This is a genomic window from Polaromonas naphthalenivorans CJ2, from assembly GCF_000015505.1.
GTDB classification, from domain to species: Bacteria; Pseudomonadota; Gammaproteobacteria; order Burkholderiales; family Burkholderiaceae_C; genus Polaromonas; species Polaromonas naphthalenivorans.
Window position 1 is genome coordinate 4086996 of sequence record NC_008781.1, and the last position, 11338, is coordinate 4098333.

Annotated in this window: 12 protein-coding genes; 11 read left to right on the plus strand and 1 reads right to left on the minus strand. The window is 65.1% G+C overall.

Features of this window, described 5'->3' with window-relative positions; genetic code table 11:
* Positions 1-15: 15 nt before the first annotated feature.
* Genes PNAP_RS19135 through PNAP_RS19150 form a run of 4 tightly spaced genes read left to right on the plus strand, consistent with a single transcriptional unit; the run spans position 16 to position 3642 of the window.
* A complete protein-coding gene (locus PNAP_RS19135; RefSeq protein WP_011803192.1) occupies positions 16-1110 on the plus strand; it encodes an ABC transporter permease in 1095 nt (364 codons plus the stop codon).
* A complete protein-coding gene (gene nikC / locus PNAP_RS19140; RefSeq protein WP_011803193.1) occupies positions 1107-2033 on the plus strand; it encodes a nickel transporter permease in 927 nt (308 codons plus the stop codon). Before PNAP_RS19135 ends, nikC begins: the two co-directional genes overlap by 4 nt.
* On the plus strand, positions 2030-2872 hold the full coding sequence (locus tag PNAP_RS19145) for an ABC transporter ATP-binding protein (RefSeq protein ID WP_011803194.1): 843 nt from the start codon (positions 2030-2032) through the stop codon (positions 2870-2872). Before nikC ends, PNAP_RS19145 begins: the two co-directional genes overlap by 4 nt.
* Positions 2869-3642 (plus strand): ABC transporter ATP-binding protein, encoded by a 774-nt coding sequence (locus PNAP_RS19150; RefSeq protein ID WP_011803195.1) that lies wholly within the window; start codon positions 2869-2871, stop codon positions 3640-3642. Before PNAP_RS19145 ends, PNAP_RS19150 begins: the two co-directional genes overlap by 4 nt.
* A gap of 87 nt (positions 3643-3729) precedes the next feature.
* Here the strand turns inward: PNAP_RS19150 and PNAP_RS19155 are convergent, their stop codons facing one another.
* On the minus strand, positions 3730-4752 hold the full coding sequence (locus PNAP_RS19155; protein WP_011803196.1) for an AraC-like ligand-binding domain-containing protein: 1023 nt from the start codon (positions 4750-4752) through the stop codon (positions 3730-3732).
* Between the two features lie 182 nt (positions 4753-4934).
* On the opposite strand from PNAP_RS19155, the gene PNAP_RS19160 reads away from it, so the two are divergent.
* The 7 genes from PNAP_RS19160 to PNAP_RS19190 are packed head-to-tail and all read left to right on the plus strand — an operon-like array spanning position 4935 to position 11305.
* Positions 4935-6386, plus strand: a complete 1452-nt coding sequence (locus tag PNAP_RS19160) for an aldehyde dehydrogenase (protein ID WP_011803197.1) — start codon at positions 4935-4937, stop codon at positions 6384-6386.
* Positions 6387-6424: 38 nt separating this feature from the next.
* Positions 6425-6745 (plus strand): c-type cytochrome, encoded by a 321-nt coding sequence (locus PNAP_RS19165; protein ID WP_011803198.1) that lies wholly within the window; start codon positions 6425-6427, stop codon positions 6743-6745.
* Between the two features lie 13 nt (positions 6746-6758).
* The gene (locus tag PNAP_RS19170; protein WP_011803199.1) at positions 6759-7289 is read left to right on the plus strand and encodes a hypothetical protein; all 531 of its coding nucleotides are present in this window, start codon (positions 6759-6761) and stop codon (positions 7287-7289) included.
* Between the two features lie 13 nt (positions 7290-7302).
* The gene (locus tag PNAP_RS19175) at positions 7303-8856 is read left to right on the plus strand and encodes an FAD-binding oxidoreductase (RefSeq protein ID WP_011803200.1); all 1554 of its coding nucleotides are present in this window, start codon (positions 7303-7305) and stop codon (positions 8854-8856) included.
* Positions 8857-8885: 29 nt separating this feature from the next.
* Positions 8886-9782 (plus strand): SphA family protein, encoded by an 897-nt coding sequence (locus PNAP_RS19180; RefSeq protein WP_011803201.1) that lies wholly within the window; start codon positions 8886-8888, stop codon positions 9780-9782.
* A gap of 33 nt (positions 9783-9815) precedes the next feature.
* Positions 9816-10823 carry a dipeptidase gene (locus PNAP_RS19185; RefSeq protein WP_011803202.1) on the plus strand — a complete coding sequence of 336 codons (1008 nt, stop codon included), beginning with the start codon at positions 9816-9818 and terminating at the stop codon, positions 10821-10823.
* Between the two features lie 32 nt (positions 10824-10855).
* Positions 10856-11305, plus strand: a complete 450-nt coding sequence (locus PNAP_RS19190) for an acyl-CoA thioesterase (RefSeq protein WP_011803203.1) — start codon at positions 10856-10858, stop codon at positions 11303-11305.
* Positions 11306-11338 lie beyond the last annotated feature (33 nt).

Consider the following 11338-nt stretch of genomic DNA (forward strand, 5'->3'; position numbering starts at 1 on the left):
AACAGGTCACCCGTCTTGGCAGTTCCTGATCCCCTCGCCCTGAGTCCGGCGCCGCTGGCGGCTGTCCGGCGTCCGTCCCGCCCGTCAGCCCATATTCGCCGCCTGAACGCCCTCGGGCGCTTTCTGGTGGTGATTCTGCTCACCTACCTGGGGCTGCTCGCGGTCACGTTTTTCATCGGCCGCGTGATTCCGGTCGATCCGGTGCTGGCGATGGTCGGCGATAACGCGCCGCCGCATGTGGTGGCACGGGCGCGCGAGGAAATGGGACTGAACAAGCCGGTTTACACGCAGTTCTACATCTACCTGCGCAAGGTGCTGAGCGGCGACTTCGGCACCTCGGTGCTGACCGCCAACCCGGTGATGCAGGACATCCGCCGCGCCTTTCCGGCGACGATGGAGCTGGCCAGCCTGGGGATTCTGTTCGGCGCCGGGCTCGGCGTGCCGCTGGGCGTGTGGGCGGCGGTGCGGCGCGGCAAGCTGGTGGACCAGGTGGTTCGCATCATCGGGCTGGTCGGATATTCGGTGCCGATTTTCTGGCTCGGGCTGATGGCGCTGCTGGTGTTTTATGCCAAGCTGGGCTGGGTCGGCGGGCCGGGGCGCATCGACGTGGCCTATGAATTCACGCTGGTGCCCGTCACCGGCCTGCTGCTGCTGGACACGGCGATGGCCGGCGAGTGGGAAGCCTTTGGCAACGCGCTGTCGCATTTGATCTTGCCGGCGTCGCTGCTGGGCTACTTTTCCATGGCCTACATCAGCCGCATGACGCGCTCCTTCATGCTCAATGAACTGGCTCAGGAATACGTGATTGCCGCGCGCGCCAAGGGCCTGTCGGAAGCGCGCATCATCTGGCGCCACGCGCTGCGCAACGCGATGGTGCCGCTGGTCACGGTGATTGCGCTGTCGTACGCCGGGCTGCTCGAAGGCTCGGTGCTGACCGAAACCGTGTTTGCCTGGCCGGGGCTGGGCCTCTACATCACCAACTCGCTGCAGAACGCCGACATGAACGCGGTGCTGGGCGGCACGATTGTGGTGGGCTCGATCTTCATCGGCCTCAATCTGCTGTCCGACCTGCTCTACACCCTGCTGGACCCGAGGACGCGCACGCGATGATGGATTCGACGCTTTCAAAACCCGAAAGCCTGCACAGTTGGCTCACGTCCGACCGGCCGCTGTCCAGAAGGCAGGCCGCGCTGGGCCGGGCCTACGGCGGCTGCCGCACGTTTGCGCGCAACCGGCTGGCCATGCTTGGCCTGTTCATCGTGCTGGCGCTGGTGCTGGTGGCGATTTTTGCCGACCTGCTGGCGCCCTACTCGGCCTACATCGGCGACCTGCGCACCACGCGGCTGCTGCCGCCGTCGTGGGCGCACTGGATGGGCACCGACGACCAGGGCCGCGACATCTTGTCGCGGCTGATCCACGGCTCGCGCATCACGCTGTTCGTGGTGGTGCTGGTCGCCGTGCTGGCCGCGCCCATCGGGCTGCTGGTCGGCACCGTGGCCGGTTATGCGGGCGGGCTGGTCGATGCGGCGCTGATGCGCATCACCGACATTTTCCTGGCATTTCCGCGTTTGATCCTGGCGCTGGCCTTCGTCGCCGCGCTCGGCCCCGGCATCGAGAACGCGGTGATCGCGATTGCCATCACCTCCTGGCCGCCCTATGCGCGCATGGCGCGGGCCGAAACGCTGACGATCCGCCAGACCGACTACATCGCCGCCGTGCAGCTGCTGGGCGCCTCGCCATGGCGCATCGTGCTGCGCCACATCATGCCGCTGTGCGTCTCATCGGTGATTGTTCGCGTGACGCTGGACATGGCGGGCATCATCTTGACGGCGGCGGGGCTGGGATTTCTGGGCCTGGGCGCGCAGCCGCCGATGCCCGAATGGGGCGCGATGATCGCCAACGGGCGGCTGTATGTGCTGGACCAGTGGTGGGTCGCGGCGGCGCCCGGCGCGGCGATTTTCATCGTCAGCCTGGCGTTCAATTTGCTGGGCGACGGGCTGCGCGATGCGCTGGACCCGAAGGCTGCCAAATGACCGCGTCCCCCCTGCTGGTCGTCGAGGATTTGCGCGTGGCCTTTCCGGGCCGCGACGGCGGCATGGTCGAAGCCGTGCGCGGCGTGTCGTTCACGCTGGGCCGCGAACGTCTCGGCATCGTCGGCGAATCGGGTTCGGGCAAGTCGCAGACCGGCCGCGCCATTTTGGGTCTGACCGCACCCGAAGGCCGCATCAGCGCCAGGCGGCTCGAATTCAGCGGCGTCGATCTGCTGAATTGCCCGCCGAAACAGCGCCGTGCGCTGCGCGGCGGACGCATCGCCATGGTGCTGCAAGACCCGAAGTTCTCGCTCAACCCGGTGATGACGATAGGCGCGCAGATTGTCGAGACGCTGCAGGCGCACACCCGCGTGTCCGGCCGCGAGGCGAAAAAACGCGCGCTGGCGGCGCTTGAATCGGTGCGCATCGACGACCCGGAGCGGGTCTGCAAGCTCTATCCGCACGAGGTCTCGGGCGGCATGGGCCAGCGCGCGATGATCGCGATGATGCTGATTGCCGAACCGGATATTTTGATTGCCGACGAGCCGACCTCGGCGCTGGACGTGACGGTGCAGCTGCAGGTGCTGTCCATCCTCGACGCGCTGGTGGCCGAGCGCGGCATGGGCCTGATCCTGGTGTCGCACGACCTGCGGCTGGTGTCGTCGTTTTGCGACCGCATCCTGGTGATGTACGCCGGCCGGGTGGTCGAGGAACTGGCGGCGGGCGGCCTCGCGCATGCCCGGCATCCGTACACGCGCGGGCTGATGGCCTGTTTGCCGCAGCTGGGCGCGTCCACGCACCCGCTGGCGACGCTGGACCGGCGGCCGGAGTGGGCTTTATGAGCGCAAACCATGCTTTAGGGCTGGAAGTCAGCGGCCTGCGCGTCAGTTTTGACGGCTTTGTGGCCGTGGCCGACACCTCGTTTCGCGTCGCGCCGGGCGAGAGCTTCGGCATCGTCGGTGAGTCGGGCTCGGGCAAATCGACGGTGCTGCGCGCCATCTGCGGCCTGGCGCCCAGGGAATCGGGCACGGTGCAGCTTGTCGGCGGCGATGAAAACCCTGCGCCCGGCAGCAAGGCCTTCCGGCGCCGCGTGCAGATGGTGTTCCAGGACCCCTACGGCTCGCTGCACCCGCGCCAGACGGTGGACCGGCTGCTGGCCGAGCCGCTGGCGATTCATGGCATCAGGGACGCGGAAACGCGCATCGAACGCGCGCTCGATGAAGTCGGCCTGGGAACGGGCTTTCGCTTTCGCTACCCGCACCAGCTGTCGGGCGGGCAGCGCCAGCGCATCGCGATTGCCCGCGCCCTGATCCTGGAGCCGCAGGTGTTGCTGCTCGACGAGCCGACTTCGGCGCTCGATGCGTCGGTGCAGGCCGAAGTGCTGAACCTGCTCGAAGACCTGCGGCGGCGCCGAAACCTGACCTTCATCATGGTCAGCCACGACCTGGCGGTGGTCACGCACCTGTGCGAGCGGCTGATGGTGATGCAGCGCGGCCAGACGGTCGAACTGCTGGCGTCGAGCGACCTGGCGGCCCGCCGCGTGGCCGACCCGTACACGCTGAGCCTGATGCAGGCCTCGTCGGGCTTTCAGCGCAAGGAAGCTGTGGTTTAAAGAGCTGGCGCCGGCCGCCCCGCGACGACCAAAACGCTACTGATTCCATAGCTTATGGCGCCCGTATTCATTGCGCTAATGCCACTTTCAGAGCTGATTTTTTTGTTTCCAGTGCATCCGGCCAGGAATGGGCAGGGGGGCCGGGATGACCTCTTCTTTCAACAGCGCCGCCCGCCTGAATTCGCTGGGTGACAGCCCGGCGTGTTCGCGAAACACGCGACTGAAGTGCGTTCCGTTATTGAAGCCCCAGGAAAACGCAATGTCGGTGATGGTGCGCGGCAGGTGTACCGGGTTCTTCAAATCCCGCATGCAGGCCTGCAGCCGCCGGCGCAAGATGTAATGGCCCAGCGTGTCTTCTTCATCGGCAAAGGCATTGTGCAGATGCCGCTTGCTGCAGTTGAGCACCTGGGCAATGCGGTCCAGCGACAGGTCCGGGTCGCGCAGGTGCTGGCCAATGAAGTCGCGGATGCGATCCTTCAAAGCCTCCTGCTGCGTCGTGGCGGTGGTCCGGCCGGCCAGCTCCTGTAGCGACAAACGCACCAGATCAATCACCAGATCGCCAGCACCCCGGGCCGCCTCGGGCGTCATGAGGGGCAGTTCCTGAAAAATGCTGCGCATCGTTTCCAGCGCCACGCGCGAAATGCCGCTGCTGCCGCCTACGAGCCGTCCCATCAGCGCATCGATGCGCAAGCCGCGCTCGGTCAGTTGCTCCCTGGGCAGCATCACGATCAGGTGCAGGGAGCGTTCGGGGTTGGCCACTTCGTAGCTGCCGGTCGTGTCATAAATCGCCCAGCCGCCGGGACGCACCCAGGTTTGCCGGCCCTGCTGCTCCAGCGCGGCGTTGCCTTGCCAGGGCGCGATGATCTTCAGGTAACTCATGTCGCTGGTCCGCGCCAGGCCGGGACTGCGCATGACGCGGTGCCGATTGGCCTCCAGCCGGGTCATCACCACGTCACCGGCATGCGAAGTGGCAATATGTCCATCAAACACGCTATCGCCATACAGGTCGGAGTCCAGTCCGCCAAAAAGCCCCGACATCCAGTGCTCCCAGGCCAGCGCACGCTCTGTGCTGGCAAGGTCATCCGTGCTGAGAATCTGGCTATTGGGCATGGATGGAATTATGTGCGGCCCACGCCGAAACCTGAATACCGGGAAAACCCCAGCCTTGCAGATAAGGGTAAACCCCATACTCCGTGCGCATTCGGTCATCGAGGAATTGCCCTGCTGGAAAAGCCGGCAACCCATGCCATTCCTAGAATAAATCGGTGTACAAATTTTCCGGGGACGATGACATGAACGATATCCAGATGCTGATTGGCGGCGAACACCGCACTGCTTCCAACGGCGCCACCTTTGAGCGCCGCAACCCACTGGACCAGACTGTGGCCACACGCGCGCCGGCGGCCACGGCAGCCGACGCTGTTGCGGCGGTTGAAGCGGCGTCCAGGGCCTTCCCGGCCTGGGCGGCCATGGGGCCTGGCGAGCGCCGGGCACTGCTGATGAAGGCCGCGCAGGCACTTGAAGCCAAAGGCGAGGCCTTTGCGGCGGCGATGGCAGGCGAAACCGGCGCCTCAGGCATGTGGGCCGGCTTCAACGTGCACCTGGCCGCTGGCATGCTGCTGGAAGCCGCCTCGCTGACCACGCACATCAATGGCGAAGTGATTCCGTCCGATGTGCCGGGCAGCCTGGCCATGGCGGTGCGCCAGCCAGCCGGCGTGGTGCTGGGCATCGCCCCCTGGAATGCGCCGGTGATTCTGGCGGTGCGCGCCATTGCCACGCCGCTGGCCTGCGGCAACACCGTGGTGCTTAAAGGCTCGGAACTGTGCCCGGCGACGCATGGCCTGATCATCGAGGCGCTGCAAGATGCCGGTCTGCCGCCAGGCGTGATGAACTTCATCACCAATGCACCGGCCGATGCCGGCGCCGTGGTGGAGGCCATGGTGGCGCACCCGGCGGTGCGCCGCGTGAACTTCACCGGCTCCACCCACGTCGGCAAGATCATTGCGCAAACCTGCGCCAAGTACCTCAAGCCGGTGGTTCTGGAGCTGGGCGGCAAGGCGCCAATGGTGATTCTGGACGACGCCGACGTCGACGCGGCTGTGGCGGCCGCCGCCTTCGGAGCCTTTGCCAATTCGGGCCAGATCTGCATGTCCACCGAGCGCATCGTGGTCGATGAAACAGTGGCCGATGAATTCGTGGCCAAGTTCACGGCCAAGGCGCAGAGCCTGCCGCTGGGCGATCCGCGCAAAGGCCCGGTGGTGCTGGGCTCGGTGGTGGACATGAACACCGTGACGCGCTGCAACGCGCTGATCGACGATGCACTGGCCAAGGGCGCCCAACTGCTCTGCGGGGGCAAGGCGCAGAACACGCTGATGCCGGCCACACTGCTGGACCATGTCACGCCCGACATGCTGATCTTCCGCCAGGAATCGTTCGCGCCGGTCAAGGCCATCGTGCGCGTCAAGGGCGTGGAAGCAGCCATTGCCACCGCCAACGACAACGAGTTTGGCCTGGCATCGGCGGTGTTTGGCCGCGACATTGCACGCGCCTGGCAAGTCGCTTCGCGCATTGAGGCTGGCATTTGCCACATCAATGGCCCGACCGTGCATGACGAAGCGCAAATGCCGTTTGGCGGCGTGAAGAACTCCGGCTACGGCCACTTCGGCGGCAAGGCCGGCATCGACGCCTTCACCGAGTTGCGCTGGATCACGGTGCAAACCACGCCGCGTCACTATCCGTTTTAAGTGTCAGTCCCCCAACAATTACACAAGGAGATAGAGCTTTGAAACACACTCTCAAAAAATCGGCAGGCCTGGCGGCCGCGCTGGTCTTGCTGGCAGGCAACGCGTCCAGCGGCTGGGCGCAGGACACTCTCAAAATCAGCGAAGGCCAGCGCTTTTACCAAAAGGTCTGCGCCAAATGCCACGAAGCGGGCACCGGCCCGGTCATCCTGGGCCGCGGCTTGCCGGAGATCGCCATCACCACGATAGCCCGGCACGGCAACAACGCCATGCCCGCGTTTCGCCTGTCCGACATCGATGATGCAACGCTGCAAGACCTGGCGGCCTACGTGTCCAAGTCGCCTGCCCCCAAAAAACCATAACCAGGAGACCTTGATGACTACGAATCGACGCTCGATTTTGAAAGGCCTGGCTGCGGCCGGCTTCGTGATGGCGAGCATGCCCTGGGCACAAGCCAGGCCCTCGCCGAGCACACAGGGCAAAGCCCTGGCCAGCGATGCATTGCGCAATGTGACGGCGCTGGTCAGCGGCTCGGCACTGGACGCCGCCTTCATGGCTGGCGTGCAGCAGGCCGTGAAAGCACCAGGCGGGCAAAGCCTGTCGGCCCAGCCCCTGCAGGGACTGGATGCGGCCACCTTCGCCAGCCTGAACAGCCTGCTCAACGACGACAGCGCCACCCTGCTGGTCGGCCTGATTGACGACGCCTCGGCCACGCTGGTCATCGACCTGGTGCGCTCAGCCGGTGGCCGCGTGCTTTCCATGCAGCACCACCGTGTCGGCCAGGACGCGGGTGCCGCGCAATGGGCGCAGGCCCTGGGCCAGTCGCTGGCCGCAACCAGCGTTGCGCCCAACACGCCCACCAGTGCCCAGGGCACCGCCTACGTTTCTTTGAGCTGCGTGATCTGAACCGGAACCAACCATGACCAAAAGTAAATACCTGGCCCTGCCCAAGGGCGTGAGCGAAAACCGCTTTGATGCGGCCATCAAGAAATTCACCGCTGCCGTGGGCGCCGATCATGTGCTCACCTCGGCTGAGCACCTGGCCCCCTACACCAAAGTGATGATGGCCGTGGAAACGGCCAAACACCACCCGTCCGCCGTGATCATGGCCACCAGCGTGGAAGATGTGCAAGCGGTCCTCAAGGTCTGCAACGAATACAAGATTCCGGTCTGGACCATTTCCACCGGACGCAACTTCGGCTACGGCTCTGCCGCACCCGTCGAGCGCGGCCAGATCGTGCTGGATCTGAAGAAGATGAACAAGATCATCCACATTGATCCCGAGTTGTGCACCGCGCTGGTCGAGCCGGGCGTGACTTATCAGATGCTCTACGACTACATCGAAGAGAACAAACTGCCGCTGATGCTGTCGTTCCCCGCACCGTCAGCGATTGCCGGCCCGCTGGGCAACACCATGGATCGCGGCGTGGGCTACACCCCCTACGGCGAACACTTCCTGATGCAGTGCGGCATGGAAGTCGTGATGGCCAACGGCGACGTGCTGCGCACCGGCATGGGCGGGGTCAAGGGCGACAAGGCTTGGCAGGTTTTCAAGTGGGGTTACGGCCCAACGCTGGACGGCATGTTCACCCAGTCCAACTACGGCATTTGCACCAAGATGGGTTTCTGGCTCATGCCCAAGCCACCGGTGTTCAAGCCGTTCGAGATCCAGTATGAAAACGAAGCCGATATCGGTGAAATCGTGGAACTGCTGCGCCCGCTGCGCATCGCCCAGATCATCCCGAACGCGGTGGTGATTGCGGGTGTGCTGTGGGAAGCTTCCACCTGCAACACCCGTCGCTCCGACTACCTCACCACGCCAGGGCACACGCCGGACGCGGTGCTCAAGCAAATCCAGAAGGACAAGCACCTGGGCGCCTGGAACGTGTACGCCGCGCTGTATGGCTCTGCGGAGCAGGTTGAAGTGAACTGGAAAATCATCACCGAGACCATCAAGCGCTCTGGCAAGGGCACGCTCATCACGCAGGAAGAAGCCGGCGACCGCCAGCCTTTCAAGTACCGTGCGCAATTGATGTCGGGCGTGCCCAACCTGCAGGAATTCGGCCTGTACAACTGGCGCGGGGGCGGCGGCTCGATGTGGTTTGCCCCGGTCAGCCAGGCGCGCGGCGGCGAATGCGAGAAGCAAGTCAAGCTGGCCAAGACCATCCTGAACAAGCACGGCCTGGACTACGTGGGCGAATTCATCGTCGGCTGGCGCGACATGCACCATGTGATCGACGTTTTGTTCGACCGCACCAGCGAAGAAGAAACCAGGCGCGCCAACGCCTGCTTCAACGAATTGCTCGACGAGTTTGAAAAAGAAGGTTACGCCGTGTACCGCGTCAACACCGCCTTTCAGGAACGCGTGGCCAACAGCTATGGCCCGGTCAAGCGTGACGTGGAGCGCAAGATCAAGCGCGCGCTGGACCCGAACGGCATTTTGTCTCCGGGCAAGTCCGGCATCCGTATCTGAGCAGCACGCAGCCCAATCACTTACACACAATGAACGTCTATCAACAATCGATGGCCACCACCGTGGCCCTGCTGGCTGCGCTGGCCGGCACAGTCGCCCAGGCAGAGGGACATTACGTCACCGGCGTGGAGGGCATGCAGGGCTCCAGCGTACCGCCGCCCGGCAACTACTACCTCGGCTACCTTGTCCAGTACGACATCAACAGCTTTCGCGTGCCCGGCACAACCGCCAACCTGCCCGGCAGCAACACCGGCACCGTCACCGCCCTGGCCAACCGCTTTGTCAAGGTCACGCCCACCCAAGTGCTGGGCGCGGACTACGGCTACGAGATGATCTTGCCGGTGGTGCGCACCTCGCTGAGCATCGGTGCCGCCGGCATTGACGACAGCCAGAGCGGCGTGGGCGATGTGTACCTCGGCCCGCTGGTGCTGGGCTGGCATGGCCCGCAATGGGACGCAGTGGCCGCTGCCGGCATGTGGCTGGACTCGGGCAGCACCAACGGCCCTGCCGCCCCCGGCAAGGGCTACAAGTCCACCATGCTGACCGGCGGGGTGACCTACTACTTCGACAGCGCCAAGTCGGTGTCGGGGTCGGCACTGTTCCGCTTTGAACGCCACGGCAAAAACGACGCAGGCCTGCGTGCCGGCAACCAGTTGTCGCTGGAATGGGGCGTGGGCAAGAATTTGGGCACGGTGCAGGTCGGCGTGGTGGGCTACAGCCAGTGGCAGCTCAGCCAGGACAGTGGCATGGGGGCCACCAGCGACAAATCCTCACGTCATGCCGTGGGTGCAGAACTGGTTTACCCCGTTCCCGGCGCAGGCATGTTCCTGAAGGGCGCTGCCTACAAAGAGTTCAGCGTGGAAGGAGGCAGCAAGGCCGAGGCCAAGGGCAACATGCTGCGATTCAGCGTGGTCAAAGCGTTCTGAACGCGTAACGACTCAGCCCCCTCGAAGCGATTCATGCATACCCGATCATTGCCGATTCACTCCGCCAAAGCCATAAATTGGGAAGCCCACGCCTGCCTGCCGCTGCATCCCGACGCCGACTTTTCGCCGCTGGACCGGCTGCGCGATGCCGGCGTGCATTACGTGTCGGTCAATGTCGGCATGGACATGAACCCGGTGACGCAAATCCTGTCGGTGCTGGCGGCTTATCGCGCCCGGATTGCGGCCCATCCCGAGCGTTTCCGGCTGGTGACCAGCGTGGCGGAAATCGAACAGGCGGCGGCGAATGGCGCGCTGGCTGTCGGCTTCGACCTCGAAGGCGCGCTGCCACTGCTGGGCCAGCCCGACATGGTGGCGCTGTACCGCGACCTGGGCGTGCGCCAGATCCACTTCGCCTACAACCGCAACAACCCGGTCGCCGACGGCTGCCATGACGTGGAGCGCGGCCTCACGCCGCTGGGCCGGCGCATGGTCGAGGCGGTCAACCGGGCCGGCGTGCTGATGGACTGCTCGCACACCGGCCGGCGCTGCAGCCTGGACATCATGGCCGCCTCCAGCCAGCCGGTGATCTTCAGCCACGCCAACCCGCTGGCGCTCATCCCGCACGGGCGCAATGTCAGCGACGAGCAGATCAGGGCCTGCGCGGCCACGGGCGGCGTGGTCTGCATCTCTGGCGTGTCGGCGTTTCTGGGCACCGGCACGCCCACGGCCATGGATGTGGCGCGCCACGCGGCCTACGTGGCCGATCTGGTCGGCGCGCAGCATGCCGGCATCGGGCTGGACATCGGCTTTGGCCAGCCCGGACTCGACGACAACCCGCCGGGCCATCACGACCCGGCCTACTGGTGGCCCGCTGCCGCAGGCTACCAGGGGGCGCTGGGCAGCATCACCTACACGCCGGTCGAAACCTGGCGGCTGTTGCCCAAGGCGCTGCAAAAGGTCGGCATGAACGCGGCTGAAGCCGCCGGCGTCATGGGTAACAATATGCTGCGCGTCGCCGGCCAGGTCTGGCAGCGCCCCTGAGCCCTCTCCTTCAACCTCTTGCGAAAACTCCCATGTCCTCCATCACCCTGCGCTTTCTCGCTGAACCCAGCACCGTCAACTTTGGCGGCAAGGTGCATGGCGGCACCGTCATGAAATGGATCGACGAGGCGGGCTACGCCTGCGCCACGCGCTGGGCCAAACGCTCCTGCGTGACGGTGTCGGTGGGCAGCATCCGCTTTCAGCGCCCGATCCTGATCGGCGACCTGGTCGAAGTCGAGGCGCGCCTGGCCTACACCGGCCGCAGCAGCATGAACATTGCGGTCGAGGTGCGCAGCGGCGACATCAAGACCGGCCAGATGAACGTCGTCACCGACTGCCTGGTGGTCTTCGTGGCCGTCGATGCCGATGGCAAAACCATTCCCGTCGAAGCCTGGAATCCTGAAACGCCCGGCGACATGGCGCTGGCGCAACGCGTCAAGGCGCATCTGGACGCCGCGCGGACCGGGCAGCTCGGTGGCTGATCAAGCCTGAAGCCCTGAGCGGGCGCGGCCTGG